This window comes from Candidatus Nitrosopumilus koreensis AR1 (genome assembly GCF_000299365.1).
Lineage (GTDB): Archaea > Thermoproteota > Nitrososphaeria > Nitrososphaerales > Nitrosopumilaceae > Nitrosopumilus > Nitrosopumilus koreensis.
This window is the reverse complement of the sequence record NC_018655.1, coordinates 208,220-234,253: the sequence shown is the minus strand read 5'-3', so window position 1 is coordinate 234,253 and position 26,034 is coordinate 208,220. Positions and strand designations below refer to the sequence as shown.

Here is a 26,034-nt window from a genome sequence, read left to right as displayed (position 1 = left end):
AAACAAAGACAATCTTAGATTTTGACATCAGGATTTTCAGATTTGACTTTTTCCCAATCTTTGAGAAAGTTTTCTAAACCAATTTTTGTTAATGGATGTTGAAGCATTTTATCTAATACTCCAGGAGGCAAAGTCACCACATCAGCTCCAATTTTTGCAGCTTCAACCACATGCATTGGATGACGAACACTTGCAACTAGTATTTCAGTTGCAAAGTTATAATTTGAAAAAATTATCTTTATTTCTTTAATCAAATTCATTCCATCTTGGCCAATATCATCTAATCTTCCTATAAATGGACTGACATATTTTGCACCAGACTTTGCAGCAAGCAAAGCTTGATTTGGAGAAAAGACCAAGGTTACATTTACAGGAATTCCTTCAGAAGAAAGTAACTTGCATGCTTTTAGGCCATCAGGAGTCATAGGAACTTTAACAACAACGTTGTTTCCATATTCACGTAGTCGTTTTCCCTCATCAATCATTCCAGAAAATTCAGTGCTAACAACTTCCAAACTAACATCACCCTTGATAATTTTTGTAATTTCTTCCATTGCATCTTTTGGGTTACCGCCTTCTTTTGACATCAAAGATGGGTTAGTAGTGATCCCATCAAGCAACCCCATGTCGTTAAATTTTTTGATTGATTCTAAATTGGCAGTGTCAAGAAAAATTTTCATAGTTTTTTACTCCTAATTTCTTTGACTTGTTTTACCATATTAAAAGATGTTATTCCATGCTTTTCTAAGAGTAGAGGGATTTCCGGGTCTCTAGCAGATTCTCCAAACATATCTTGAGCCCCAATTCTTTTGATAGGTACAGGGTAAGATTCAGAAACAGATTCAGCTACAGCAGAACCCATTCCTGCCATAATATTGTGTTCTTCAGCTGTGACAATACATCCAGTTTCACGAGCAGCTTTTTCTAAAATTTCATTATCGATTGGTTTTATTGAAAACATATCTAAAACCCTACAGGAAATTCCTTCTTGTTGAAGTGTTTCAGCAGCTTCTAAAGCCATTCGTACAGTTATACCACATGCAGCAATTGTGCAATCAGAACCATCCCTAAGAGTTATCCCTTTTCCAGTTTCAAAGTTCTGAGATTCAGAATGAACTACAGGGGTTTTTGATCTTGCCATTCGCATGTAAAACGGTCCATATTCATTGGCCATCAAAAATGTTAGTTTAGAAACTGCAATTGTATCTGCAGGAATAAAAACTCGGAAATTTGGAATGACTCTCATAATTCCTATATCTTCAATTTGTTGATGCGAGCCTCCATCGGGTCCAACAGACAAACCACCATGTGAAACAACAAATTTTACATTAAGGCCTTTTTTTCCAGGTGGAGAAGGATAAGCTACATTATTTCTAATTTGATCAACTGCTCTTCCGGGTAAAAATATAGCATAAGTACTTGCAAAAGGTATTTTGCCAGATACTGCCAATCCAGCAGAAGTTGTTACAAGGTTTGCTTCTGCAATTCCAACATTGAAAAACCTATTTGGAAATTCTTTTCCAAATTCCGAGGTTTTTAATGAATCAGTTGTATCAGCTCCCAACACAACAACATTTGGATTTTCTTTTCCGATTTGGATTAAAGACTTTGAATATTCGGAACGCATGTCAGTCATTACTGGTTCATTCAAATGTATCCTTTCTCCTCTGCAATTTTTTTAATTTGGTCCTGTTTTTCCCCTACAATATGAAGTCCAATCCATTTGTTTACTAATTCAACACCACCTAGTTCATTGGCTTTATCAAGTAAAATTCCTCTTCTTGATTTTAAGACCTCATTTCTAAAATCTCGAATTGCAGCACGTACATCTTGTTGTCCAACAATAGCACCGCCACCTACAAAAGCACGAGCACCATCTGCAAAAACTGAGCCAATATTTTCAAGATTCACTCCTCCATCAGCCTCAATATATCCTGAAAAATTATGTTCTTTTAGTATTGAATTCAATCTAGCCATTTTTGCATGTGTTTCTTCAATGTATTTTTGTCCAGATTTTCCAGGTACTACAGACATTACAATAAGCTGATCAAGTGAAGGTAAAAATTTGTAAGACCATTCAGGTAAATCAGTATCAGGATTTATTGCAAATCCAACACCTACTTGATTTTGTTTTAATAAATCATGAATTTCTCCAAAACTGGATTCATCAGTCACTTCTGCGTGTACAGTTATGATATCACTACCAGCATCAATGTAATCTCTGACATGTTTTACGGGTTCATTAATCATCAAATGAGAATCAAATGGGATTACAGTAAGTGATCGTAATTCTTTGATTTTAGTATGATCAAAAGTTTTGTTTGGAACAAATTGCCCATCCATCACATCTAGATGAATATAATCAGCTCTTCCTGCAACACATCGTTTAATTTCATTTTCAAGATTAGTCATATCGCCGGCAATAATTGATGGGGCAATCATAAATTGAGAATCTAGTTCAAGATTGATAATTGGCACAACATCAGAATCAGGGGCTTTACCATGCCATGCAGGGTTATCTTCCATGTGCTCTACAGATTTTCCTTTAATTGTTCTTGAGATAATTATTGTAGGTACACCTTTTGTTGCATTTGCTTTTTTAATGGCTGAATCAATTTGTTCTATCCTATGTCCATCAATTTCAATTACGTTCCATCCAAACGATCTCCATTTGTCACCAGTCTTCCATCTAGAAGCATCTTTCCACATTTCAGAAATATCATCACTTTCTAATTTTTTATCAAGGGGCATAATTTTTTCAGTATAGGAATCTTGTTGAATGAAATTTCGGTCAAGAAAAGCAGTAAGATTATCAACTTTGTATTTTGATGCAGTCATTGCAGCTTCCCAAACTTGTCCTTCATCAGATTCTCCATCACCAATAATCGTATAGACATGATAATCTTTAGAATCAATTTTTCCTGCTAGTGCAATTCCTACAGAATATGACAGGCCAGTACCTAAAGAACCTCCACAAAATTCAACACCGGGACATTTCAAATCAGGATGACCTTGTAATCTACTCCCAAATTTTCTCAGAGTTTCAAGTTCTGAGTCTGGGAAATATCCTGCAACAGCCATGTTAGAAAATAGGCCAGGAGATGCATGACCTTTTGATAATACTAAACGATCTCGATCTTCCCATTGTGGGTTTTTAGGATCAAATTTCAAATATTTACCAAATAAACAACCTAAAATTTCTGCCATGGAAAATGAACCACCAGGATGACCAGAACCAGCAGTGTTTGTGGCTTTGATTACTAATTTTCGGGCCCTTAGAATATTTTTCTTAATTTGACAATAATTGAGCCCCATATCGATCGTTTTTACTGTAAATTTAATAAAAATCTACTTAAACAAACACGGAAAAAATTGTAAAAGATCAAAGAATATCAAAACAGAATATCATTTAGAAAAATCTAGAGTTTACAATAGTTTAATTACAGCAGAATTTATCAAATTTTTGATAGACATGTCATTTGAAGAGAGAAGAGAAATGCACACGGCAACATGCGGTGATTGTGGAAATGAATGCCAAGTACCATTCAAACCAAAAGAAGACAGACCTGTTTATTGCAGAGAATGCTTCCCAAACCACAGACCAGAAAGACGCAGTGGAGACAGATTTGGAGGCAGAACAAGATTCAACAGACAAAGAGAAATGCACACGGCAACATGCGGTGATTGTGGAAATGAATGCCAAGTACCATTCAAACCAAAAGAAGACAGACCTGTTTATTGCAGAGAATGCTTCCCAAACCACAAGCAAAATACCACTGTGTAAAATTGGCAAAATTTTTAGATAATTTCAGAGTAATCATAATATGAATATCAAGGAGGATTTTCCAATTGTAGTTTTTGATAATCAGTGTTATTTATGCGTAAGATTTGCAAAATTTGTGAATTTTTTTTGCCAGAGGGAAAATCAAGATGGTAGGACACTACACCAATGAAGGTGAGAAAATACGAGATAAATTTTTAGATGAATCTGCATTAGACATGTTTTGGTTTATCGATGAAAAAGCAGCATATGGTGGTAGATCTGCATTACTACCAATGATAAAAACAATTTTTTCAAATAGAGTGAGAAAATTTTCTGTAGATGAAATTAATGAACAATGTTCACAAGATTGTAAAACGGTTAAAGCAGTATTTGTTAGATCATCAAGTTTAATTTCCAATAGTAGAATCATCAAAAACTATGATGAAGTTCATAAATAATTACCAAAAATAGATTTTTAACCAGAATAACTACGGAATTTTTCATGTCAGAACGTAAAACAATAATGATTGATGATGATGTTGCCAAAAAAATTAGAAATATTCAAGCAAAAAAAATTAAAGAGACATCTTCGACTGTAAGTTTTTCATCAGTGATCAATGAAATGCTTAGAGAATGTAGTCAAGAGAGTCATAAATCTAAATAAGACTCTAAAAATTAAGAATCACCGTGAAGATAAGAGTAGAAAATTCTCCAAAAAAAACACAACTTCTTTGTGGATTTGCCTTAGAGAAATCAGGTAAAGTTTTAGGTTTACCAAAACTGGATGCAAAAACCACATCAGCTATAAATCAATCACTCAACGACATTGAAGGAAAATTGGGTAAAATTACAATTATTCCAATTACAGGAAAAAAACAATTTCAAAGAATCTTAATTGCAGGTATTGGTAAAAAAGAAGATGTTACAAATGACACATTTAGGCAAATTTCAGGTAAAATTGCTCAAAAAGCACGAGAATTAAAATTAAAAGAGTTTTCAATAATTACCCCTCCTACTTTTGTAATTAATCAAATTTCAGCAGCATCACAAATTGTTGAAGGAGTAAAGATGGCGCTTTACAAATTTGAAAAATTTAAGGCTGAAAAAGAAGAAAAGTCTCCAGATTTAACAATAATTGTTTCAAAATCAAAGAATGTTTTACAAGCAATAAAAACAGCAGAAATTGTTGCAGAAGGTGCAATATTTACAAAGAGTATTGCCAATTTGCCTCCAAATGAGTGTACACCATCAACGTTAGCAAATTTTGCAAAAACAATTGCAAAAAATAAAATGAAATGTAAAATTATCTCAAAACCAGAATTAAAAAAGAAAGGTTTTGGTGGAATTTCAGCCGTTGGGCAAGGAAGTAAAAATGAACCCAAATTAATTATTCTAGAACACAACAAAGGTTCAAGAAATGAAAAACCGATTGTACTTGTTGGTAAGGCAGTAACATTTGACACAGGAGGAATTTCATTAAAACCAGGTGCAAACATGGATGAAATGAAATTTGACAAGTGTGGTGGCTGTACAGTTTTAGGAATTATGAAAGCAGTTTCGGAATTAAAATTACCAATTAATGTAATTGGAATTATTCCATCTGTCGAAAATATGCCAGGCGGAGAATCATACAGACCAGGAGACATCATAAAACTATACAATGGAAAAACAGCTGAAATTCTCAACACAGATGCTGAAGGAAGACTGATTTTAGCTGATGCGCTAGCATATGGTGAAAAACATTATTCGCCTAAAGCAATAATCGACTTTGCAACTTTGACTGGAGCATGTATTATAGCATTAGGTACTAACGTAGCAGGAATGGTTTCAAACAATGAAAAACTCTCAAAGAAGATTTTTGAGTCATCAAAAAATACTACGGAGCAAATTTGGGAGCTTCCATTAAATCAAGAGTTCATGGATATGATAAAATCAGATGTGGCCGACATGAAAAATATTGGCATAGGCAGGGCAGCTGGAACAATAACTGCTGCCGCATTCTTAAGAAATGCTATTGAAAACACACCATGGACACATTTGGATATTGCAGGGGTTGCTTGGACACAGACAGCTACAAAAGAAAAATCTTACAATCCAAAAGGAGCAACAGGCTTTGGAGTAAGATTGATTTTAGATTATTTACAAAAATTGTAAATCAATAACCTCTACTATTTCTATCAGGAGTTCCAACATTTGGATTTCTCCAGCCATGCTTTTCCATCATATGGTTTAACAGTCTAATGTCATTATCACAGTCTTCTCCACAGACACTACAATTAGGCATTTGAAATCACATTAATCAAGTTAATTGGATATTAAAAGATTGATTGAAAATTAGAAAATGCCAGCACTGTTGCTTCCCAAGGGCTCTCGCATCTTAGTAGCACAACAGCGACGTCAGGTTTGACTTCCAAGTTCGGAAAGGGATTGGGTCGCACCCTAACGCTATGGCCGGCTTGAAAATTGATATCAGATTCTCATCTATTAACGTAACGCCATCATCAAACATATTCAAAATAGGTATAAAACAAAGAAAATACCCGATTACGACATGACACATAGAGTAGGTGTTCTAGATCACGAGCTTTGTCAGCCTAAAAAATGCGGTCTGGAGTGCATAAAATATTGCCCAGTAAACAAATCGGGTGCAGATTGTATTGTTCTAAATGAAGAATCAAAAAAAGCCCAGATAGATGAGGATATTTGTAATGGTTGTGGGATATGTGTTAAAGTATGTCCATTTGATGCAATAACAATTGTAAATTTAGCAAGTGAGTTAGCGACTGACAAAATTCATCAATACGGTCCTAACTCATTTAGACTCTTCAAATTACCAACCCCAAAGAAAGGAGAGGTAGTAGGACTATTAGGAAGAAATGGTATGGGGAAAAGCACAGTTGTCAATATTTTATCAGGAAACTTAAAACCAAATCTAGGAAGATATGAAAATCCACCTGATTGGGATGAGATTCTAAAATACTACAGCGGAACTGAACTTAAACAACATTTTGAAAAAATCAAACAGAATCAAATTCGTGCATCAATAAAACCACAACAAGTTCATCATATTGCACAGGCATTTGACGGAACAGGAAATGAATTAATTGAAAAATACGATGAACGTGGTGTTTCTAGAGAATTAATCAAAGAGTTAGGATTAGAAAATTCTATGGAGCAAAATCTAAAGGAATTAAGCGGTGGAGAATTACAACGAATTGCAGTAGCAGCTGCTGCATCAAAAGATACAGAATTCTACTTTTTTGATGAACCTTCATCATACAATGATGTTTTTCAAAGAACAGGAGTAGCACGTGTGATTCAGAGTTTAGCTAAGATTGGAAAAAGTGTGATGGTAGTAGAACATGACCTTACATTACTAGATTTTCTTAGTGATTATATCGAAGTATTATACGGTGAACCAACTGCATACGGAATTGTTTCAAATATTTTATCAACCAAAGTAGGAATCAATGTATTTCTTGACGGCTATCTACCAAATGAAAATGTTAGATTTAGAGATAAGAAATTTTCTTTCGATGTGTCTTCGTCTTCTACAGATGAATTTCAGGAGGGAAGCGAGGTTGTCATATATCCGAAACTAGAGAAAAAATATCCAACATTTTCAGTAACAATTGAGCCTGGACAGGTTAGAAAAGGCGAAGTCTTAGGCATAATGGGTGCCAATGCCTTAGGAAAAACAACCATGATGAAGATGATTGCAGGTGTTGAAAAACCAGATTCAGGTAGTATTGATAAAAAAATCAAAATAGCTTACAAACCACAATATCTTCAAAACGACATAGATGTAGAAGTAGTAGCACTGTTAGACAAGGCAAATGGAGGTCAAGTGGAAGGAAGTATGGAAGAAGAACAGATTCTTGATCCATTAAAGATAAAAAAATTATACAATAAATCTGTCAAGAACCTTTCAGGAGGAGAATTACAAAAAGTTGCAGTAGCATCATGTTTATTGCAAAAAGTAGATTTGTATGCACTTGATGAGCCTTCAGCATTTTTAGATGTAGAAGATAGAATAGCAGTTGCAAAATTCTTACAGAAATTTGTTCGCTCGTTTGGAAAATCGGCAATAGTAATTGATCATGATTTACAGTTAATGGATTTGATTTCAGATTCCATGGTAATTTTTGAAGGAGAATCAGGTGTTGCAGGTATAGCTACATCTCCAATGCCAAAAGCAGATGCAATGAATAGATTTCTCAAATCACTTGATATGTCATTTAGACGTGATGAAAAAAGTCTCAGACCCAGAGTAAATAAACTTGAGAGTAGGTTGGACAAAGACCAAAAATCTTCGGGTAATTTCTATTACAAGAATTGACCCGAATGCTAAAAAAATCACTTGAAAACATACTTTCACCAAAAGAAAGCGAAGAGTTAATCTCAGCATTTGATCAAATTGGCGACATTATTATTGTACGAATACCAGAATCGCTTTTACCTAAAAAGAAAATTATTGGTGAGACATTATTGAATGATGTAAAAATTGCAAGAAGTGTATTTTACCAAGCATCTGCAGTGGAAGGAGATTTTCGTACACGTAATCTTGAGATCATAGCAGGAGAAGATAACACAAAAACAGAATACAAGGAATTTGGCTGTAAATTTGTAGTGGATGTTGAAAATGCATTTTTTTCGCCCAGACTATCTACTGAAAGAGACAGAATAGCAAGCCTAATTCAAAAAGATGAAGTGGTGACAAACATGTTTGCAGGGGTAGGAATGTTTTCAGTTATTGCTGCAAAAAAGAAAAAATGCACTGTGTATAGTATAGACATCAATCCAATTGCATCAAAGTTGTGTGAAAGAAATATCAGATTAAACAAACTTGCAGGACAAGTCATTTCAATTAATGGGGATGCAACTCAAATTATTAATGAACAGCTTGTAGACAAATCAGATAGAACCTTAATGTTATTACCAGAAAGGTCAGATGAATTTTTAGAATCTGCAATAAAGACTACTAAAAATGGAGGGGTTATTCATTATTATTCTCACATACATGCAGATAAAAAATCAGATGCAGGAAAACTTTCAGAAGAACATTATCTTCAAGTAACACCAGTAAAATCAGAAATACTAGGATCAAAAATTGTTAGACCAGTGGGTCCTAGATATTATCAAACCGTTGTAGATGTAAAAATTTTCAAGTAGATTAATCGTCTGAAGTAACTGATGCAGATGAAGGTTTTGTTGTTGCCATAACATATCCAATCCATGCAACAACTCCAAGAATTCCTCCTGCAATCATTAATACAGATAATTGCAATACAATAGGACTCCATTCAGAAAGCATTAACAAATAAGCATAAAGAAAGAATCCACCAATGCAAAGAAGAAAGATGGTAATGCCCATCCCTTTGCGTTTGTCCATGGCGGAGAATTTTTCGAGAGTTATTTATTGGTTTTAACTAATCTAGTTCAATTGCCATAAGATAAGCATCTTCACCATCACGATAGTAGGCATTGAGCTGTTGTCTAATTACAAATCCAAGTTTTTCATACAATCTTACAGCTTCATTATTACTACATCTTACTTCTAGATAGAATTCATCACATTTTCTAGCCTTTACACCTTTTACAGATTCTTCAACAAGAGCATTTCCAATTCCTCTCTTTCTATATTCATCAAGAACAGCAATTGATACAACATGACCTTTCTTGACAAAACCCAATTTCTTAAAATTTGAAAAACCATATTCAGTTTTACACATAATATATCCAACATGCTTTCCCCCAATCTCAGCTACAATGAATGCCTCAGGGAGTTCTGCAAGTAAGCTTTCATAGAAATAATCAGAATAGTGCTCAGGGAGTGTTTTCAAATTAATTTCCATAACAGGAATAAGATCACTTGGTTCAGCACGTCTAATATTACAATCACCTAGTTGTCTGAGAATTACTTGCATACTATGGATTAAGACCATCAATATTTAATTTTAAACCAAAAGACCATTTAATGGAAAGAATTAGTCATAAAGAATGGAAGAGCATTCCCAAGAGGATATAATTTCTCTGGTCAATTCAATATTTAGTGTAAGTGATTTTATAAAAACAGAGTTTTCCTTAGAATTTCAAATAGAGGATGGAGAGTTCAAGTCAAAATTTGAGAACTTAGCTAGAAAGTTAGAAGGCATGAGTTTTGCATGTAGATTAGAACAGAAAGAAGGGAAGAAATTTGTTATTATTCAGAAATTTGCTCCAAAGCAGCAAAGAAGATGGATGAAAACCGCATGGACACCTAGAATTTTGTTTGCAATTGTAGTAACATTTGTTATGATTGATGGGTATTATAGGACATCTGGAACAAACTCAATTGTAGAGATTGGTGAACCCTTGGAAATGGCAGGAGTTTACACATTATCACTATTAGGGATTTTAGGAATTCATGAATTAGGACATATTATTGCAGCCAAAGCACACAAACTAAAAACAACTTGGCCATATTTTATTCCAGGTTTACCGGTAATAGGAATACCAACGTTTGGAGCATTCATTCAATCAAGAGGGTTAACTATCAATAGAGAAATTTTATTTGATGTTGCCATTGCAGGTCCAATTGCAGGATTAGTTATTGCAATAATTGTTTCAATTTATGGAGCATATACAGCACCAATTTTAGATCCAGATATTGCAGCAGGGCTCTTCGAAGAATCTAGATTGATGGAATGGGAACAAGGTGAACCATTGTTAATGACTGCAAGTCTAGCAATGTTTGGAAAAGGAGGTTCAGGTCAAGAAGTTATTATGACGCCCATAATGTTTGCAGCTTGGATTGGATTTTTAATCACATTTTTGAATTTACTTCCCGCATGGCAATTAGATGGAGGCCATATGGCCAGAACACTACTTGGTCCAAAATTGCACAGATATGCAACTTATGGAAGTATGGCAATTCTAGTTTTGTTAAATTATTGGTTAATGGCAATTTTGATTTTGGTAATGAGCACAAGAAATCCTAGTGCGATGCCATTAGATGATATTTCGCCACTTTCAAAAAAGAGAAAACTTGCATACATTGGAATCATTGGATTAGCAATTTTATGTGCACCATTGCCATCAGATTTTTTGCCTAGTTTATTACCTTAGTAAAAGTCGTGCACCATCAGACACCACTACAACTTTTTGTCTTGCACCTTGTGTTTTCAAAATATAATCCATAGAATATTTAATTCCAGGTAATGAAATCATGTTTAGTTTCTTTGCATAGAATTCAGGCAAAATTGAAACCAGTCCAATCTGAAAATTCTTTTGGATTTCTGAAAGAAACAAAAGGTCTTCCATCCCACTAATGTATTTTGTAGGGTTTCGTAATTGCTCTAAACTCAATCGGTCTTCAATATATTGTTGAATTGCATCAGATCCCAGCCCTCCTTTACATTCAGCAACTAAAATAGCAAGGCCATCTTTTTTGATTGCATTAGAACAATTCCAGAGAGACGAAAAAGATTTTCCAAGATTATCATTGCTAGCATCTTTACCAGTGCTGATTATCATTGTTTTATGTTGGCCTACATCTTTAATCGAGTTGGATTCTAGAGTTTTGGTGTTAGACATAGTTTCTGAAGGATGGTCAATTGAAAAATCTATTATTCCTTGAGAATTTGCAATAATTTCAATTCCTTGAATTTCAAAGTTGTCAGAGAATTTTTTTGCTTCTTGAAGACTTTCAGGATATTGTCCTGGAACAGGAAGATTTCCTTGTCTTTTTGCATATGCTGAGAGCATAGACTCTAAACCAAATTTTTTGATAAGTCGTGTAGAGATTGTTTCATAACCAAAAAGGCCGTCAAATTCCATTTCACCCACAAACATAAGATTGGAGTTTGGGTTTTCCATGTTGTCAAATTCATTGATTGAGCTGCCTTCTGGCAATCCTGCTTTGACTTGGTTTAGAATTTTTTTATCAGTAAGAATTCTTGGAAAAGGTTTTGATTTTTGTTCACATAGTGTAAACATAGATGAGATAATTTTCTGAACAGATTTTGAATTATGCAAGACTACAAGATCTATAGATTTAGAAAAATCAATCGTACTCAGTTTTTCATTAATCGAAGAATCATCTAGAATTTTACCATCAGAATCAATTTTTTGCTCCAGATTCTCAGCCCTTATATCCAAAACAACGTCTGTAATACCATAATTTAACCAGATTTCAGGCATAATTCATTCATAATACAAACCAAAATAAATCCAGTGTAGTTAATTTTGGTATGGAATTTGTAAAAGAGTTTGCAACCTTTTTGCATCAAAAAGGCATCATAAAGTTTGGAGAATTTACACTAGCCAGTGGAAAAAAGAGTTCATACTATGTGGATTTGAGATTAGTCCCAAGCTATCCTCATGAATTCAGAAAGATGGTAAAATATCTTGAAAACGAAATTGTTCAAAATATAGGACTAGACAAGTTTGATTCAATAGTTTCAGTACCCACAGGAGGTCTAGTTATTGCATCTGCATTAGCAATTGAGACTGTTAAACCACTCATCTATGTTAGAAGTAAACCAAAAGATTATGGAACATCAAAATCAGTTGAAGGCAAAATTCACGATGGAATGAAAGTAGTAATGATAGATGACGTAGCAACAACTGGCGGTTCAGTTGTAAATGCAATAAAGTCGTTAAAAGAAGTCAACATTTCCATAAAGGATGCATATGTTATTGTCAATAGAATGGAAGGAGCTGATAAAGCCATGGAGGAGCTTGGAGTCAAAATGCATTCAATTCTAAATATTTTGCAGATTACAGAATCTTTGCATGAACAAAATCTAGTGGACAATGATGTTTTAGACAAAGTAAAAAAACAAATTGGCAAATGAGTTTTGGCAGCTCAGACAAATGCCTTCCAATCATCATTCAGATATAACTCTGATTCTTCATTGCAGCCAGTAAAATTTGAATTTGCTTGTTTTAAAACTAATTGAAAATATATGGGCCCGAAGGGCTTCGATCCCTTGGCTCACCGGTTATGAGCCGGTTACTCTACCAAGCTGAGTTACGGGCCCTAAGCAGATGAATTTTTTCTTAGGTATAAAATGTTATGAGATTAACAGTATTCTTCAAAACAACTGTCCAATAACAAATTCTGTGCAGAAATTGATTTTTCTGCAACCTTAATTAATTTGTCATAATCAGTTGATGACTTTTCAAGAATATTTCTCCATGACGCTGCATGTCTAACATCAGCTTCAGTATGTAGTTTGAAGTATTCTGTAGCTTCGTTACTAGTCATGCCATAGAATTCCGCTAATCCATCAAGTTTTGTTTGACTGATTTTTGGAATTTCTTTTTCAAATGCATACATTGCACATGCACCACTTTCAAAAGTATCCATTAATTCATTCAAATCAGATACAGCTTTTCTGGTTTTTGGCAAACCTGAATATGATAATAATTCATCTTCAGAAATTCCAAGTTCACTTGCAAAAGCAATCCATGGTTTAATGTGATCAGATTCTTCTTGTTGATTTTCAACTAATTCTTTTACAACGGATTCTGGAGCTTTTTCAATTATAGGAGCCATAAAGGATGGAACCTCTTTGACCAATTGGAAATATTCCTTTGAATATCCTGCTAGTGATTCTTTTGTTAATTTTCCATCAGACCATGCTTGGTAGAATGGATGTTTTAGTAAACTTCTTTCCTCAATCATTTCATCAATTTTTTCAATTATGTTCATGAATTGACTCCAAATCTGCCAATAAAAAAATCTTTGTGGTTTACAAAAGATTTTATGGACAAAATACGGAATTTTTTTGGGTTCCAGTGGTGTAGACCGGTCAAGCATACTGCCCTTTCAAGGCAGTGATCCCGGGTTCAAAATCAATCGATGAAAGTCCCGGCTGGAGCACCAAGATTTAATTAACAATGGGAAATTTTTTCAATAGAGGCTCATCTTGGACAGAAAGAATATCGAGATTAATCCTTTACTTGAAACATATGGTGAATATATCAAAAAAATTGATCAAGCACTAGACAAAGAGCTGGATCTGTATTCAGAATCAGAATTCATAGAGCCGTTGAAATATTCTTTAGAGGGTGGAAAACGAATCAGACCAATTATTCTTACTTTGTCGGCTGAAAGTATTGGTAAAACCGATGAAAACACGTTTGCAGCATCATGTGCAGTTGAATTTTTGCATATGGAATCTATAATTCATGACGACATTATTGATAACGAAACAATGAGAAGACAAAAAGATCCATTCCACATCAAATACGGATACAATACCAGTGTACTTACAGGAGATTTTGTTTTAGGGTTAATTTTAGCAATATGTTCTAGATTGGATAACCCACGCATAACAAAAGATTTGGCAACTACAGCAATGCTGATGAGTGAAGGAGAAATGATTGAAAGCAGACTAGAGTCAAGTGAAGATGTTACATTTGATGACTATCTCAAAGTAATAGAATACAAAACTGCAACAGCATTTGAAGTGGCAGCTAGAACAGGTGCAATAATTGCAAACGGAACAGAAGAGCAAATCGAGGGGTTAACCGAATATGGAAAGAATATTGGAATTGCCTATCAAATAAGAGATGATCTGTTAGATTGGAAAAATGAGGATAAATTGTTTAATATGTTAATTAAGAAAAGTTCTGACCCAAGGGATGTTTTCAATAAAATGGAAGAGTTGTTAAAGGAATATTCTGAAAAAGCAAGAACTAGTTTAAGAAAAATCCCAGATAATGACGCAAAAATAAATTTAGATAATTTAATTAAATTTACTTCGTTTAAGGCATAAGTCCTAAACTAACTATTGGTGTTGCAAATTCTACGAATTTAAGAAGTGGTTCTGGATATACACCAAATCCAACTAAGAAGATGATTGAGAATATCATTACTGCTACAATTGATTTTGGTTCTGAAACTCTCTTTTCTGTTTCTCCTTCAAAGTACATCTTTCTAGTTATCCAACCATAGTAAGCAAGTGATAATGCACTGTTAAGAACTCCTGCTATTGCAAGCCATGGAGCCCACCATAATGCAGAACTAGCATCTAATGCACTTCCAAATAACATCAATTTACTCCAAAATCCTGAAAGTGGAGGCACGCCAGCAAGAGCAAATAATGAGATAACCATGCCTAAAGCAGTAATTGGCATTCTTCTTCCAAGACCTTTCAGTTTGTCAATATGAGTAACAGCAAGAGTTGTCACAATTCCTGCAATTGCAATAAAGGCAGCACCTTTCATCACGGCGTGATTGAAGATTTGATACAAAGAACCTTGTAAACCAAGAGAACTGTATGGTGCAACTGCCAATCCAATCAAAATGTATCCAGCATGTGCAATACTAGAATATGCCAACATTCTTGAAAGACTCTTTTGCATTATAGCTGCAACATTACCAATAGTCATCGTCATTATTGCAATAATACCAAGAGCTAAAGTCCAATCAAGATTAAGAACAACCATTCCAAGAACTACAATTCTAATAGTTGCAGCAAATCCTGCTTTTTTGGTTGCCGCTGCAAGAAGAGCAGTTATTGGTGAAGGGGCACCTTCGTAAGTATCTGGAAGCCATTGATGGAAAGGAACAAGTCCCATCTTGAATCCAAATCCTGCAATAAACATTCCAACTGAAAGTAATGCAAGTGGCAATAATGAAGGATCAAGTGTCGAATAACCTTCAATGACTTCTCCAATGTTTGTTGAACCAGTTAAGCCATAAGATAATGCAATTCCGTAAACAATTATGGCTGAAGATAATGCTCCAAACAAGAAATATTTTAGTGCTGCTTCATTTGAACTTGGATTCTTTTTCATGAACCCAACCAAGATGTAAGTTGGGATACTCATGAGTTCCCATGCAACAAACAACATTATCAAATCAGTAGAATATGCAACTAGAATCATACCAATTGTTGCAAGTAAGATTAGTGAATAGTAAACAGCAGGTGAATTATGTTTTCTCATATAATTAAAGGAGCCAACGGTAGTGAACAAAGCAACAATAAGCATTGCAATTGCAAAGAATCCACCAAATGCATCATCAGCAACTACATCCTCAGAGAAAAGAGCAGATGCTGCTACATTATTGTTAATGAATTCATATCCAACGTATGCCATAGATACGATTAATGCTGCAAATGCAATGACAGCATAAAATGAGTTAGAGCCTTTTTCTTTTCTTGCAATACTGATTATTGGGAGAATAACACCAACAGTTCCCAAAATTGCAATTAATACCAATGGAGTGGAAGTAATTTCTAACATCTCATATCTCTCCTACATCAACAATATCAGAACTACGAACAGTAATCCCGCTCCAAATACGAATAAGTATGATTGTGAAACACCAGTTTGAGTTCCTTGGACGACTTTAGCACTCCATCCAACTGCTTTTTGGAATCCATCGTTCATACCATAATCGATAGCTGTCTTTTCAAAGTATCTGTATACACCTCTTGCTAACCATAATGGTGCTACAACAAAACACCAATAGACTATTGCGTTAAGATACCATCTACTTAAGATGACTTTGTGAATTGCGTAAAAGAAAATGTTAGAGTTAACAAATTTGACAGGATCAACCCATCTACCAATATAGAATATGTATCCTAATCCAATACCAATTGAAAATGCTGCAAGTGATGAACCTAGTGCAACTGGGTTTAATCCTTGTAAGAATTCAGGCAGTATTGATGATGCTTCTGATGCAGCATGTTCAGTGTGAATACCAAATGAGTGTTCAAGATAATCAGTAAACAAGTGATGTAGTCCTTCTTCAGTGGATAATCCAATAAGACCAATTCCTATTGTGAGTACTGCTAAAATTCCATATGGGACCCACATGGATAATGAGGCTTCATGGATATGATGTCCTTCTTCTTCCATCTTTTGGATATGTTTGCTCTTGTTTCCAAAGAAGACCATTCCAATCATTCTTGTAGTATAGAATGCTGTAATTATTGCAGTCAATACTGCAATTGCATATAGTGGTAATGCCCATTCGTTTCCAGATGTATAAACTGCCGCAAATATTGCATCCTTACTCCAGAAGCCTGTTGTGATAAATGGCGCACCCATTAAACCAAGACCTGCAGCCCACATGAATGCATATGTCTTTTTCATGTGTTTTCTCAGACCACCCATATCTGTCATGAATCGAGAACCAACAATATGCAGCAAGGAACCTGCTGCCATGAATAATGATGCTTTAAACATTGCGTGAGAAATTAAGTGGAAAAAGCCTGCAGTATAACCATCAACATATTGATGAGATAATCCTGCAACACCTAATGCCATCATCATGTAACCAATCTGTGAACCAGTTGAATATGCAAGGACTTTTTTAATTTCTGGATTAACCATTCCTTGTGTTGCAAGTAATAATGCAGTTATTGCACCAACCCATGCAACAATCTCAAAGAATTGATCTGCCATAATTCCTGCAGCACCTAATGCAAAAACAATTGGTCCTATTCTTGCAACCAAGAATACACCAGCCTTAACCATTGTTGCTGCGTGAATTAATGCAGAAACAGCAGTAGGGCCAGTCATTGCTTCAAGTAGCCATTCATTTAATGGGAATTGTGCTGATTTACCCACAGCACCACCAAATAACAGCACAAAAGCAGGAACCAAAAGACCTTGAGCATTCATAGCAATAGCCCATTCATGATCTCCCATGAGTTCTTTGAAACCAAAGGTTCCAGCAAACAAGAATATCAAAAGCATACCAGCAATCATCATCACATCACCAACTTTGGTCATGATGAATGCCTTCATACCAGCATGTGTTGGAGCATAATAATCTAACAAACCAAGAACGGTACGTCCTTCTTGACCAACATGATCTTTCTTTTTATCACGATACCAAAAGCTAATCAGTGCATATGACGCAAGTCCTACTCCTTCCCATCCAAAGAAGACTTGGAGTAAGTTATCAGATAATACAATTAATTGCATTGAACCAATAAAGAACATCATCCAGAACCAGAATCTTGTAATATCTTTATCCCCTTTCATGTAACCAGTACTGTAAATCATAATCAAGAATGAAATCCAACCAACTACATTTGCCATAATTACTGAAAGTGGATCAGCTAATACACCACCTTTCAGACCAATAGCTTCAATCCACATAATCTGTTTATGAATTTCATGTCCTTCCAATGCCATTGGTAAGAGTGAAGCTGCAGACAGAGCACTCATCAATGCAAAGCCAACTGCAACATAGCCAGTAGCGTTCTTGGATAATTTTCCAATTCCTGGCATGATTAGTGCAGCTGCAAATGGGAGAATCCAAACAAGCCATGCACTAAGAGAACTTGCTTCAAATGGGATACCAATTGCCTCAGTTGCCATATTCTATACTCCTAACACTCCATTCATGAAAGGTATGATTGTCTTCAAGAAAATATCTGGATAAATTCCAACAACGATTGAAAATCCTGCAAGAAGCATCATAGGTGCGGTCATATACCAACTACCTTCTTTGACTTTCTCAAGATGTTCAGGTGTTTTTCCAAAGAACACACGTTTTAGCATCCAAAGCATGTAAGACATTGTAAGTGCAGTTGCAACAAGTCCCAAACCAAAAGTAACAGCTCTTAATGTTGAACCTTCTTCAATTGCAGTTTCTAAAGCACCATAAAATAGAATCCATTCCCCCATAAATCCACTAGTTGGCGGAACACCCATGATAGTTAAAGCTCCAATGACTGCACATGTTGCAGTTATTGGCATCTTTCCTGCTAAACCACCAAGTTTTGAAATGCTTCGAGTTCCAACTTTAACTATAATCACACCAGCCATCATGAAGAGAATACCTTTTCCTATTCCGTGAGTTACATACATCATTTCTGCACCAGATAGACCAAGAACAGAAAGCGAGCCAATACCAAACAAAAGATAACCCATTTGGCTGATACTAGAATAAGCAAGAAGACGTTTTAGGTCATCTTGCATGAGTGCCATAGCGCCACCATAAATCATTGTAACAAGTCCCCAAATGTGGAACCAAATTGAAAGTTCGGCAAATGTAGAAGGTAAGAATTCAACAATTAATCTAAAGACACCATATGCACCAATTCCAATCATTGCAGGAGACAGCAATGCACTAATTGGAGTAGGTGCAGAACCGTGGACATAGGGTAGCCAAACATGGAACATAAAGACTGCTAGTTTGACACCAAGGCCTATTGCAATTGCAATTGCAGAAATCATTACAATATCTTGAGGAATTTCAGATTCTTTGATATCAGCAAAGTCAAAACTACCAATAGTCAAACCTATCATCAAAAATCCCAATAACAGCACTACTGCACCAGCATGAGTCCAAAACAAGAACATCAAACCAATCTTTCTTCTTGGACCATCACCCCAGAGTGCAACTAAAAAGAAACCAGGGATTAACATAACTTCAAAGAATATGTAAAATTCTATCAGATTTGTTGAAAGGACTGTTCCAAGCATTCCCATTGCAAATACAAGATAAAGTGCAAAGTAAAGACCAGATTTTGCATTTACATAGTTTGATAGAGAAGATGATTCAACAATAGAACTTTGTCCACTTGAAGAAGGGTTGATTTTTTGTTCTTCTTCAAATTGTTCATGGAATTTGTGAATCATGTATGGTTTTGAATACAGCACCAAGATTGTTGATAGTACATAGATGATTATTGCAAATGGTGATGCCAAACCATCAAGTAAGAAACCAAACTCACCAAATTGTTCTGTCCATGGATAATGTTCTTCTACAGTTCCAGATAATGCTGCATTGATTACAAGAATTGTGGTATAAAGTAAAAGTCCAAATGTAAACCACATAGCAGGTGTGGGGCCTACCTTTCGTCCTAGGATGTAGGCTATTGGAGATAACAGTAATGGCAAGAAAACTGCCTGTAATAATGCATATTCCATTATCCCTTCAAACTCCTAAAGTCTGCAATATCGACATTTTGATACATACGATATGCCACAATAATTAATGACAATCCAACTGCTACTTCAGCAGCTGCAATTGCAATAGAGAATAATGCTAATGTTTGGCCACCGCTATGAGGCAAGAATCTACCAAATGCAACCAAATTAAGGTTAGCAGCATTAATGATAATTTCAACTGCAAACAACATTCTGATAAAATTGCGCTTAACTGCAAGACCATAGATGCCTATCCCCAACAAGGCAACAGATACTAATGTAAAATCAACTAGTTCGTTGGCCATTCTCCACATCCTCTCGTTTTGCTAATACAAGTGCACCAGTAACAGAACCAGCTAAAATTAATCCCATCAAAATTAATGCTGGCCAATAATATGTTACAAAGTCTGTACCAATATTTCTAAAATCAACAGCAGGTTCATCAGTTGTGATTGTTTTAATTCCTGAATCTAGAAAAACTGCACCTAATGAAACCATAACTACAAGCATCAAACCAATTCCTGCAAACTTTCTTCTTTTGTCTTCAATTTTTTTGAATATGAGTTCTCTTTTTACCAGCATAACAGTAAATAAAATCAGGACAGCAATAGAACCAACATAAACTGCCAGTTGGAATAATGCAACAAATGGAGCATCTAACAAAAAGAAGAATCCTGCAATACCACCAAGTGTTCCCATCAATGCGATGGAACCATAAATTAATGATCTTAATTCAAGGGCTGCAATTGCAGAACCAATTGTGATTACAGTAAGTGCTAAAAATGCAGCATCAGCCATGTGTTGCACCTCTATCAGTAATTTGGATTTCACTGTCTTGTGTAATATAGGGTTTGACTGCAAGTTGTGCAGGAGTATAGATTAATCCCTCCTTAGTGAATGAAGATAATTCATAATCATTTGTCATGTATAATGCATAAAATGGACATGCATCAACACAAAGACCACAGAAAACACATTTTCCATAATCAATTTGCGGCATGATTGATTTTTTATTTTGTTTTTGTTCTTCAGGAACTTTTACCATTGCAATTGCTTCAGCAACACCCTCACATGCAATTGAGCATAATTGACATCCAGTACAGTGATCGTGAAATAGCATATGTCTACCTTTTAGTCCAGCAATACCAACACCAGTAGAAGGATCAAATTGATAACCATCACCTACAAACTTTAGTTTCTCTTCAGGATAACGAAGTGTAAATCGTTTGATTGCGATGTGTTTTATTCCTGAATTTAATGCACGGATAATTCCAGTTGCAGTTCCCATTATTGTAATCCTCCAGGTCCCAAGACTCCAGCGTAAAGCAAGCCTAGTGCAATAAAGATGTTAACGAATGCAAGTCCAATCAATTTGGTCCAACCAAGACTCAACAACATGTCAATTCTAATTCTTGGGAAGACACCTCTGGGCAACAATATAAAGAAAATCACACCAACTGTTTTTAGAACAAACCAAAGAGTTCCATTTAACATTGCTTGATCAAATAGAGGTAATCCTGGAATGTTGGCAGTGATTGGGCCCAGTACAATTCCATCAGTAAGAATTTCTTCTGGGAATGGAGGAACAACCATTGGGCCATTCCATCCACCTAAGAACAAAACAACAAACAGTCCTGCAAATGCGTAAAGTTTCAGATATGTTCCTAGTTGAACTAGGCCATACATCATTCCAGAGAACTCCGTTAACCAACCAGCAACAATTTCACTTTCTGCCTCTGGTAAGTCAAATGGAATTCTTTCTAACTCTGCAAGCATTGTGATAAAGAAGACTATTGCACCAACTGGCAAAAAGATAATCCATGGAAAACTAGATTGGCTTGCTGCAATTTCAGACAAATTAAGAGTTCCAGTAAGAATAACAACTCCTAACAAAGATAGGATTAATGGAATTTCAAAGGAAACCATTTGGAATAAAGCTCTGATTCCTCCAATGAATGGGAATTTACTGTTTGCAGACCATGCTGAAAGAATTGTTATGATTGGGAAAAATCCAATTACTGCAAAAACTCCGAGTAATCCCAAGTCCACATCTGCAACTACCCATCCAGGGGCTACAGGAATTAATGCTACAAACGCAGCAGCGGTTGCAACAAAGATTACAGGAGCAGCCCAAAATATCGGTTTGTCAGCTTTTGCAGGAATAATAATCTCTTTAGAAATTAGTTTTAGACCATCGCCCATTAATTGTAAAATACCTTCAATTTTTCCACAGTAGAAAGGACCTACTCTTAATTGTAATTTTGCAAGCATCTTTCTTTCAACAAAAATTGTTCCAGCAGCTATCAATGCAGCAAATCCAAATCCAGGAAATGCCATAACTCTAAACATGTCAGTTGCCATGAATGCTTTTACAATTGGAAGGGTACGTGATGGATCAGCTATCCATGTTAATGCAAGGAATGGTGTAAGTAATTCACCATTAATTACAGGCATTTCAATAAAGAATAACACAATAAATGCTGCAGGGAGACCAACTAGTGAAAAAATTAGGACTATCCAAAATAGATTATCAAGTAGAGATTTGATAAATTCACTTAGTTTGAATTTTGGTGCTATAGCAGACATTTACCTATCTGCCTCCACTGGCCAATAATTAAGACTCCAATAAACAGATGGCATGTTACCTAGTTTTTCTCCAATCAAAAGATTAGGTAATGCAAGTAAGTTTCTAAATGAAGGAACACTCATTTTTACTCTGTAGGGTTCAGGCTTACCATCAGATACAATATAACAACCAAGAGAACCTCTACCAGATTCCACTCGTTTGTAGACAGTTGCAGGACCTTTTGTCTTGGGATTTGGTTTTAGTTTTGCACGAACAGAGCCAGACTTTGGCATTTTTTGTAATGCCTGTCTAATAATATTACAACTTTCAATCATATCAAGCCATGGAACTTTAGATCTTGCATAAGAATCTCCTTCTTTCATCACATTGGTATGAACGTCTAATTCATCATAGACATCATAAGGTGCCTTTACTCTTAGATCATAATCAACACCACTTGCTCTAAGTACAGAACCAGTTGTTCCATATCTAATAGCATTCTCACGTGATAATACACCAGTGTCCCTAGTTCTGGAAATCAAAATAGGGTTATCATAAAACACTGCAGCGTATTCCTTGATACGTTTTTCAAAATAATTTACTTGACGTAAACAAACATCTTCAAAGTTTGCAGGCAAATCATTTCTCACTCCACCTGGAATGAAATGTGCATGAGTTACTCTAGCACCAGATACTTTCTCCATAAGATCAATCAAGAGTTCTCTGTCACCTGCAGGCCACATGAACATTGTAGAATGTCCTAAGAAAATTCCATAAATTGCAAGCCAGTACATGGTATAGATACAACGGTTTAGTTCTGAACAAATCACTCTAACGTATTTTGCACGTTCTGGAACTTCAATTCCAAGTATTTCTTCAGCTCCTAAAACATAAGGATAAAGAATATTACATGAATCATGAATTACAGGTCTCTCTAAGTGAGGAACATTTGTAATGTAATTTCTATATTCAGCCATCTTCTCTTCTCCACGATGCACATATCCTGGATCTGGATCACATGCAACGATATAATCACCATCAATTTGAACAACAATTCTCATGTGGCCAGAACCTGGGTGTTGTGGCCCAACATTGAGAGTCATGATTCTCTCATCTACTTTCTTTAGTGCTAATCCTGGTGGCATTATGTCAGTCATTGTTATCTACCCTTTATTGCAAAGTCCTTTCGAAGTGGTGGCAAGTCTGCCCAATCTTCAGGCAAAAGTAATCGTCTATTATCTGGATGACCATCAAAGAAAACACCTAACATTTCAAAAACTTCTCGTTCACCAAACTCTACACTGTAAAATACATCTCTAAGACTTGGAAGTTTTGTAGAATCTTGTCCAGGGATTGGATTTGATTCTCTTGGAGCTCTTGTCGATAATGTAAGAATCTGTTTTGCAAGGGATGATTCAGTATAGGAACCAAGATGGTAAACTACTTCAATTTCATTGTCTGCTGGGAAATCTACGCCTGAAACTGATTCTGCATGATCATAATGAAGATCATCACGAATGAATTGTGCTACATCATGAACATTGTCTTTACTTGTTTTAATTCCAATTCGGTCTTCTTTTACAAAGTCTACTTCTACTTTATCTCCAAACTTTTCTACTAGTTTATCTAAAATTCCTTTTTCAAAGGCAGGAAGTTCAACTGGTTTCTCTTCAGGTTTTGCTGCGGGTTTGGGTGCCGGTTTAGGAGGAGTTGTTTTCTCTTCAGGTTTTGCCTCTGTTGTTGGTTTTTCAGGATTACTACTCATTATACAAACTTCCTAGCCTTCATTCTCTTGATTTTCTCTTGCAACAAAATACATCCTTGTATGAGAGTCTCAGGTCTAGGTGGGCAACCTGGAACATAGACATCAACTGGAATCACTCCGTCAATTCCTGGAAGTACATTGTATGAATCAAAATACAATCCTCCAGTAATTGCACAAGCTCCCATAGCAATTACGTACTTTGGTTCTGGCATTTGATCATAAACTAATCTTAGGCGTGGCGCCATCTTTCTTGTAATAGTACCTTGAACAACAACTAGATCACATTGTCTAAGTGATCCAAATGCTTCAATGATACCGAATCTTTCAACATCGTATCTTGGACTTGATGCGGCACCAAATTCTACGCTGCAACAAGCTGTTTCAATGTGGACAGGCCAGAGTGACCAAATTCTACCCCAATTGATGGCGTAGCCCAATGGTTTATCGATTGCTCTTTCTAAAATATCCCCGAGTTTTCCTACAAAGACATTTGCATTTTCTGGTGTAACTAAGTCTTTAAGCAATCTTATCCCCTACCCTCATTAATTTGATTTGTATAAAAAACTACCATATTCTTCTTCTCCCTGATTGATACAATGCAAATGCCATTGCACCAAACATTATAGCTAAAAATCCCATCATCGGTAAAGTTGCACTCTTTGGGAGTTCCAAAAGTGCACTTCCCCATGCATACAAGAAAATTGCCATTACATCAAATACTACAAACATGAGAATATACGGATAATACTGCATCATGAAATGCGTTCGTCCTTCTCCAGATGGGACTTGACCACATTCCATTGGTAAAAATTTTACAGGATTGCTTCGTTTTCGAGGAGAAACCATTCGTGAAATAATTAATGCAGGTGCCATTGCTACTATACCAAAGGCAAACATCAATACCACAGTACTGTAATTGCCCGCTAATTCCCCGACCAATTTAGCTTTTCACCCTGATTTTTGTATAAAAAGGTATGTTTCAGATTTTAGTAGTTTGATCGAAAAAAAATATTTTTTCTAAACTACTTTATAGAACGTTGATAAAATGCGATCATGTCAGTCAATATCGGAGATACTGCTCCAGATTTTGAGCTTCCAGATACAGAACTAAAAATGCGGACTTTGGATGAATTCAAAGGTAAAAAAATCGTTCTTTCATTCATAGTTGCAGCAAGTTCTCCAGTATGTGAAACTGAGCTATGTACATTTAGAGATTCTTGGCAAGAAATTGCCGACATGGGTGCACAGGTAATAGCAATCAGTAACGACGGTCCTTTTGCAAATAAAGCATTTGCAGAAAAACACAAATTCAATTTTCCATTATTGGGAGATTACAATAGCAAAACAATTAGAGATTACGACATATTGATGAAAGATTTGCTTCACATAAAAGACTACAATGCAGCTAAACGTTCTGTTTTTATAATTATGGAAGACGGAAAGATTGGTTACAAATGGGTTTCAGAAGATCCATTAAAAGAACCAAACTATGAAGAGATTAAAAATTTCCTAAAATAGGAAACCAATTTCTTTTTTATTCTAAATCAGCAATAACATCGCCTTTTGCAACAGTTGCACCTTCTTTAATTTTGAGATTTTTTATAGCACCGTCTTTGTGTGCTTTTACTGCAACTTGCATCTTCATTGATTCTAAAGTACAAACAACATCACCTTTCTTAACTGAATCACCTTCGGAAACTGCGATAGATACAACTTTGCCTGGAATTTGGCTTTTGAGTGCCAATTGAGCACCACCAGCAGCAGCACCGCCTGAATTTTTGAAAACAACCTCATCAAAATGTGTGTTCATATTTAGTGTGATTGGAACATTATCAATTACAAGATTCATTTCGTTGGTTAAAGTTTCAAGATATTTTGCTTTATGATATTGTTGATCTAAAATGAATTCTATTCCTTTTGCATTCATATTAAGAATTCGTAATTGATGTTCTTTGTCATTTATCTTAATTACATAGTCATTGTTACCTAAGATTTCAACAATTTTCCCTTCAAATGATTTTTCAATGTCAGGTATCTTATAGTTCATTA

The 26,034-nt window shown here is 35.4% G+C and carries 30 protein-coding genes, 2 tRNA genes and 1 rRNA gene; 11 read left to right on the top strand and 22 right to left on the bottom strand.

The features are described from left to right. Positions 1-14: 14 nt before the first annotated feature. Genes fsa through NKOR_RS01370 form a run of 3 tightly spaced genes read right to left on the bottom strand, consistent with a single transcriptional unit; the run spans position 15 to position 3,315 of the window. A complete protein-coding gene (gene fsa, locus NKOR_RS01380) occupies positions 15-680 on the bottom strand; it encodes a fructose-6-phosphate aldolase (protein ID WP_014962570.1) in 666 nt (221 codons plus the stop codon). Further along, entirely contained in the window at positions 677-1,651 is a 975-nt protein-coding gene (locus NKOR_RS01375) for a transketolase family protein (protein ID WP_014962569.1), read from the bottom strand. Before NKOR_RS01375 ends, fsa begins: the two co-directional genes overlap by 4 nt. After that, positions 1,648-3,315, bottom strand: coding sequence for a ribulose-phosphate 3-epimerase (locus tag NKOR_RS01370; RefSeq protein ID WP_014962568.1), 1,668 nt, complete (start codon positions 3,313-3,315; stop codon positions 1,648-1,650). The genes NKOR_RS01375 and NKOR_RS01370 overlap by 4 nt, the downstream gene beginning before the upstream one ends. Before the next feature lie 157 nt (positions 3,316-3,472). Between NKOR_RS01370 and NKOR_RS01365 the strand changes: the two genes are divergently transcribed. From NKOR_RS01365 to NKOR_RS01355, 4 genes are all read left to right on the top strand, one after another. Further along, on the top strand, positions 3,473-3,784 hold the full coding sequence (locus NKOR_RS01365; RefSeq protein WP_026089933.1) for a CxxC-x17-CxxC domain-containing protein: 312 nt from the start codon (positions 3,473-3,475) through the stop codon (positions 3,782-3,784). A gap of 146 nt (positions 3,785-3,930) precedes the next feature. Then, positions 3,931-4,221 (top strand): hypothetical protein, encoded by a 291-nt coding sequence (locus NKOR_RS01360; protein ID WP_014962566.1) that lies wholly within the window; start codon positions 3,931-3,933, stop codon positions 4,219-4,221. 44 nt (positions 4,222-4,265) lie between these two features. Beyond that, complete coding sequence (locus NKOR_RS09825) at positions 4,266-4,427, top strand: hypothetical protein (protein WP_014962565.1); 162 nt, start codon at positions 4,266-4,268, stop codon at positions 4,425-4,427. A 23-nt stretch (positions 4,428-4,450) separates the two neighbouring features. Then, a complete protein-coding gene (locus NKOR_RS01355) occupies positions 4,451-5,917 on the top strand; it encodes a leucyl aminopeptidase (RefSeq protein ID WP_014962564.1) in 1,467 nt (488 codons plus the stop codon). 1 nt (position 5,918) lies between these two features. Here the strand turns inward: NKOR_RS01355 and NKOR_RS10490 are convergent, their stop codons facing one another. Next, a complete protein-coding gene (locus NKOR_RS10490; RefSeq protein WP_016939544.1) occupies positions 5,919-6,047 on the bottom strand; it encodes a hypothetical protein in 129 nt (42 codons plus the stop codon). A 55-nt stretch (positions 6,048-6,102) separates the two neighbouring features. Beyond that, positions 6,103-6,222 (bottom strand): 5S ribosomal RNA (gene rrf, locus NKOR_RS01350). Positions 6,223-6,314: 92 nt separating this feature from the next. On the opposite strand from rrf, the gene NKOR_RS01345 reads away from it, so the two are divergent. Continuing rightward, positions 6,315-8,102, top strand: coding sequence for a ribosome biogenesis/translation initiation ATPase RLI (locus NKOR_RS01345; RefSeq protein ID WP_014962563.1), 1,788 nt, complete (start codon positions 6,315-6,317; stop codon positions 8,100-8,102). Positions 8,103-8,107: 5 nt separating this feature from the next. Then, complete coding sequence (locus NKOR_RS01340; protein ID WP_026089932.1) at positions 8,108-8,935, top strand: class I SAM-dependent methyltransferase; 828 nt, start codon at positions 8,108-8,110, stop codon at positions 8,933-8,935. 1 nt (position 8,936) lies between these two features. Here NKOR_RS01340 and NKOR_RS01335 read toward each other — a convergent pair whose 3' ends face one another. Next, positions 8,937-9,155, bottom strand: coding sequence for a hypothetical protein (locus NKOR_RS01335; RefSeq protein ID WP_014962561.1), 219 nt, complete (start codon positions 9,153-9,155; stop codon positions 8,937-8,939). A gap of 37 nt (positions 9,156-9,192) precedes the next feature. Beyond that, positions 9,193-9,690: a ribosomal protein S18-alanine N-acetyltransferase gene (gene rimI, locus NKOR_RS01330; protein WP_014962560.1), complete on the bottom strand. Its 498-nt coding sequence runs from the start codon at positions 9,688-9,690 to the stop codon at positions 9,193-9,195. A 73-nt stretch (positions 9,691-9,763) separates the two neighbouring features. Between rimI and NKOR_RS01325 the strand changes: the two genes are divergently transcribed. Continuing rightward, positions 9,764-10,870: a site-2 protease family protein gene (locus NKOR_RS01325; RefSeq protein ID WP_014962559.1), complete on the top strand. Its 1,107-nt coding sequence runs from the start codon at positions 9,764-9,766 to the stop codon at positions 10,868-10,870. On the opposite strand, the gene NKOR_RS01320 is transcribed toward NKOR_RS01325, so the two are convergent. Further along, complete coding sequence (locus tag NKOR_RS01320) at positions 10,862-11,944, bottom strand: nickel-dependent lactate racemase family protein (protein ID WP_014962558.1); 1,083 nt, start codon at positions 11,942-11,944, stop codon at positions 10,862-10,864. The two genes, NKOR_RS01325 and NKOR_RS01320, sit on opposite strands and share 9 nt — an antisense overlap. A gap of 50 nt (positions 11,945-11,994) precedes the next feature. Between NKOR_RS01320 and pyrE the strand changes: the two genes are divergently transcribed. Beyond that, a complete protein-coding gene (pyrE, locus tag NKOR_RS01315; RefSeq protein WP_014962557.1) occupies positions 11,995-12,600 on the top strand; it encodes an orotate phosphoribosyltransferase in 606 nt (201 codons plus the stop codon). Positions 12,601-12,712: 112 nt separating this feature from the next. Here pyrE and NKOR_RS01310 read toward each other — a convergent pair. Together NKOR_RS01310 and NKOR_RS01305 are read right to left on the bottom strand one after the other, a co-directional pair. Then, positions 12,713-12,786, bottom strand: a tRNA-Ile gene (locus tag NKOR_RS01310). Between the two features lie 41 nt (positions 12,787-12,827). Continuing rightward, the gene (locus tag NKOR_RS01305; protein WP_014962556.1) at positions 12,828-13,460 is read right to left on the bottom strand and encodes an iron-containing redox enzyme family protein; all 633 of its coding nucleotides are present in this window, start codon (positions 13,458-13,460) and stop codon (positions 12,828-12,830) included. 80 nt (positions 13,461-13,540) lie between these two features. On the opposite strand from NKOR_RS01305, the gene NKOR_RS01300 reads away from it, so the two are divergent. Further along, positions 13,541-13,634, top strand: a tRNA-Glu gene (locus tag NKOR_RS01300). 43 nt (positions 13,635-13,677) lie between these two features. Continuing rightward, positions 13,678-14,529, top strand: a complete 852-nt coding sequence (locus NKOR_RS01295) for a polyprenyl synthetase family protein (protein WP_014962555.1) — start codon at positions 13,678-13,680, stop codon at positions 14,527-14,529. Here NKOR_RS01295 and NKOR_RS01290 read toward each other — a convergent pair. The 11 genes from NKOR_RS01290 to NKOR_RS01240 are packed head-to-tail and all read right to left on the bottom strand — an operon-like array spanning position 14,519 to position 24,882. Continuing rightward, positions 14,519-16,003 carry an NADH-quinone oxidoreductase subunit N gene (locus NKOR_RS01290; protein WP_014962554.1) on the bottom strand — a complete coding sequence of 495 codons (1,485 nt, stop codon included), beginning with the start codon at positions 16,001-16,003 and terminating at the stop codon, positions 14,519-14,521. The genes NKOR_RS01295 and NKOR_RS01290 overlap by 11 nt on opposite strands. Before the next feature lie 12 nt (positions 16,004-16,015). Beyond that, positions 16,016-18,097, bottom strand: coding sequence for an NADH-quinone oxidoreductase subunit 5 family protein (locus tag NKOR_RS01285; RefSeq protein WP_014962553.1), 2,082 nt, complete (start codon positions 18,095-18,097; stop codon positions 16,016-16,018). A 3-nt stretch (positions 18,098-18,100) separates the two neighbouring features. Further along, positions 18,101-19,654, bottom strand: a complete 1,554-nt coding sequence (locus NKOR_RS01280; protein ID WP_014962552.1) for a complex I subunit 4 family protein — start codon at positions 19,652-19,654, stop codon at positions 18,101-18,103. Beyond that, positions 19,654-19,959, bottom strand: a complete 306-nt coding sequence (nuoK, locus tag NKOR_RS01275; RefSeq protein ID WP_026089939.1) for an NADH-quinone oxidoreductase subunit NuoK — start codon at positions 19,957-19,959, stop codon at positions 19,654-19,656. Before nuoK ends, NKOR_RS01280 begins: the two co-directional genes overlap by 1 nt. Further along, a complete protein-coding gene (locus NKOR_RS01270; RefSeq protein ID WP_014962550.1) occupies positions 19,940-20,452 on the bottom strand; it encodes an NADH-quinone oxidoreductase subunit J family protein in 513 nt (170 codons plus the stop codon). Before NKOR_RS01270 ends, nuoK begins: the two co-directional genes overlap by 20 nt. Next, complete coding sequence (locus NKOR_RS01265) at positions 20,445-20,942, bottom strand: NADH-quinone oxidoreductase subunit I (protein ID WP_014962549.1); 498 nt, start codon at positions 20,940-20,942, stop codon at positions 20,445-20,447. The genes NKOR_RS01270 and NKOR_RS01265 overlap by 8 nt, the downstream gene beginning before the upstream one ends. After that, a complete protein-coding gene (gene nuoH, locus NKOR_RS01260) occupies positions 20,942-22,240 on the bottom strand; it encodes an NADH-quinone oxidoreductase subunit NuoH (protein ID WP_014962548.1) in 1,299 nt (432 codons plus the stop codon). The genes NKOR_RS01265 and nuoH overlap by 1 nt, the downstream gene beginning before the upstream one ends. Further along, positions 22,241-23,377, bottom strand: coding sequence for an NADH-quinone oxidoreductase subunit D (locus tag NKOR_RS01255; protein ID WP_014962547.1), 1,137 nt, complete (start codon positions 23,375-23,377; stop codon positions 22,241-22,243). A gap of 2 nt (positions 23,378-23,379) precedes the next feature. Then, positions 23,380-23,985, bottom strand: a complete 606-nt coding sequence (locus NKOR_RS01250; protein ID WP_014962546.1) for an NADH-quinone oxidoreductase subunit C — start codon at positions 23,983-23,985, stop codon at positions 23,380-23,382. Continuing rightward, a complete protein-coding gene (locus tag NKOR_RS01245; RefSeq protein WP_014962545.1) occupies positions 23,985-24,509 on the bottom strand; it encodes an NADH-quinone oxidoreductase subunit B in 525 nt (174 codons plus the stop codon). The genes NKOR_RS01250 and NKOR_RS01245 overlap by 1 nt, the downstream gene beginning before the upstream one ends. A 40-nt stretch (positions 24,510-24,549) precedes the next feature. Next, a complete protein-coding gene (locus tag NKOR_RS01240) occupies positions 24,550-24,882 on the bottom strand; it encodes an NADH-quinone oxidoreductase subunit A (protein ID WP_014962544.1) in 333 nt (110 codons plus the stop codon). 156 nt (positions 24,883-25,038) lie between these two features. Here NKOR_RS01240 and NKOR_RS01235 point away from each other — a divergent pair, with 156 nt between their 5' ends. After that, entirely contained in the window at positions 25,039-25,503 is a 465-nt protein-coding gene (locus tag NKOR_RS01235; RefSeq protein WP_014962543.1) for a redoxin domain-containing protein, read from the top strand. A 16-nt stretch (positions 25,504-25,519) separates the two neighbouring features. Here NKOR_RS01235 and NKOR_RS01230 read toward each other — a convergent pair whose 3' ends face one another. Beyond that, a complete protein-coding gene (locus NKOR_RS01230; RefSeq protein WP_014962542.1) occupies positions 25,520-26,032 on the bottom strand; it encodes an acyl-CoA carboxylase biotin carboxyl carrier protein subunit in 513 nt (170 codons plus the stop codon). Between the last annotated feature and the right edge of the window lie 2 nt (positions 26,033-26,034).

What these genes read in the sequence shown, in the direction of transcription:
- fsa (WP_014962570.1), bottom strand. Translation starts at nt 680, where the DNA reads ATGAAAATTTTTCTTGACACTGCCAATTTAGAATCAATCAAAAAATTT.
- NKOR_RS01370 (WP_014962568.1), bottom strand. Translation starts at nt 3,315, where the DNA reads ATGGGGCTCAATTATTGTCAAATTAAGAAAAATATTCTAAGGGCCCGA.
- NKOR_RS01365 (WP_026089933.1), top strand. Translation starts at nt 3,473, where the DNA reads ATGTCATTTGAAGAGAGAAGAGAAATGCACACGGCAACATGCGGTGAT.
- NKOR_RS01360 (WP_014962566.1), top strand. Translation starts at nt 3,931, where the DNA reads ATGGTAGGACACTACACCAATGAAGGTGAGAAAATACGAGATAAATTT.
- NKOR_RS09825 (WP_014962565.1), top strand. Translation starts at nt 4,266, where the DNA reads ATGTCAGAACGTAAAACAATAATGATTGATGATGATGTTGCCAAAAAA.
- NKOR_RS10490 (WP_016939544.1), bottom strand. Translation starts at nt 6,047, where the DNA reads ATGCCTAATTGTAGTGTCTGTGGAGAAGACTGTGATAATGACATTAGA.
- NKOR_RS01345 (WP_014962563.1), top strand. Translation starts at nt 6,315, where the DNA reads ATGACACATAGAGTAGGTGTTCTAGATCACGAGCTTTGTCAGCCTAAA.
- NKOR_RS01340 (WP_026089932.1), top strand. Translation starts at nt 8,108, where the DNA reads ATGCTAAAAAAATCACTTGAAAACATACTTTCACCAAAAGAAAGCGAA.
- NKOR_RS01335 (WP_014962561.1), bottom strand. Translation starts at nt 9,155, where the DNA reads ATGGACAAACGCAAAGGGATGGGCATTACCATCTTTCTTCTTTGCATT.
- rimI (WP_014962560.1), bottom strand. Translation starts at nt 9,690, where the DNA reads ATGCAAGTAATTCTCAGACAACTAGGTGATTGTAATATTAGACGTGCT.
- NKOR_RS01325 (WP_014962559.1), top strand. Translation starts at nt 9,764, where the DNA reads ATGGAAGAGCATTCCCAAGAGGATATAATTTCTCTGGTCAATTCAATA.
- NKOR_RS01320 (WP_014962558.1), bottom strand. Translation starts at nt 11,944, where the DNA reads ATGCCTGAAATCTGGTTAAATTATGGTATTACAGACGTTGTTTTGGAT.
- pyrE (WP_014962557.1), top strand. Translation starts at nt 11,995, where the DNA reads ATGGAATTTGTAAAAGAGTTTGCAACCTTTTTGCATCAAAAAGGCATC.
- NKOR_RS01305 (WP_014962556.1), bottom strand. Translation starts at nt 13,460, where the DNA reads ATGAACATAATTGAAAAAATTGATGAAATGATTGAGGAAAGAAGTTTA.
- NKOR_RS01290 (WP_014962554.1), bottom strand. Translation starts at nt 16,003, where the DNA reads ATGTTAGAAATTACTTCCACTCCATTGGTATTAATTGCAATTTTGGGA.
- NKOR_RS01285 (WP_014962553.1), bottom strand. Translation starts at nt 18,097, where the DNA reads ATGGCAACTGAGGCAATTGGTATCCCATTTGAAGCAAGTTCTCTTAGT.
- NKOR_RS01280 (WP_014962552.1), bottom strand. Translation starts at nt 19,654, where the DNA reads ATGGAATATGCATTATTACAGGCAGTTTTCTTGCCATTACTGTTATCT.
- nuoK (WP_026089939.1), bottom strand. Translation starts at nt 19,959, where the DNA reads ATGGCCAACGAACTAGTTGATTTTACATTAGTATCTGTTGCCTTGTTG.
- NKOR_RS01270 (WP_014962550.1), bottom strand. Translation starts at nt 20,452, where the DNA reads ATGGCTGATGCTGCATTTTTAGCACTTACTGTAATCACAATTGGTTCT.
- NKOR_RS01265 (WP_014962549.1), bottom strand. Translation starts at nt 20,942, where the DNA reads ATGGGAACTGCAACTGGAATTATCCGTGCATTAAATTCAGGAATAAAA.
- nuoH (WP_014962548.1), bottom strand. Translation starts at nt 22,240, where the DNA reads ATGTCTGCTATAGCACCAAAATTCAAACTAAGTGAATTTATCAAATCT.
- NKOR_RS01255 (WP_014962547.1), bottom strand. Translation starts at nt 23,377, where the DNA reads ATGACTGACATAATGCCACCAGGATTAGCACTAAAGAAAGTAGATGAG.
- NKOR_RS01250 (WP_014962546.1), bottom strand. Translation starts at nt 23,985, where the DNA reads ATGAGTAGTAATCCTGAAAAACCAACAACAGAGGCAAAACCTGAAGAG.
- NKOR_RS01240 (WP_014962544.1), bottom strand. Translation starts at nt 24,882, where the DNA reads ATGTTTGCCTTTGGTATAGTAGCAATGGCACCTGCATTAATTATTTCA.
- NKOR_RS01235 (WP_014962543.1), top strand. Translation starts at nt 25,039, where the DNA reads ATGTCAGTCAATATCGGAGATACTGCTCCAGATTTTGAGCTTCCAGAT.
- NKOR_RS01230 (WP_014962542.1), bottom strand. Translation starts at nt 26,032, where the DNA reads ATGAACTATAAGATACCTGACATTGAAAAATCATTTGAAGGGAAAATT.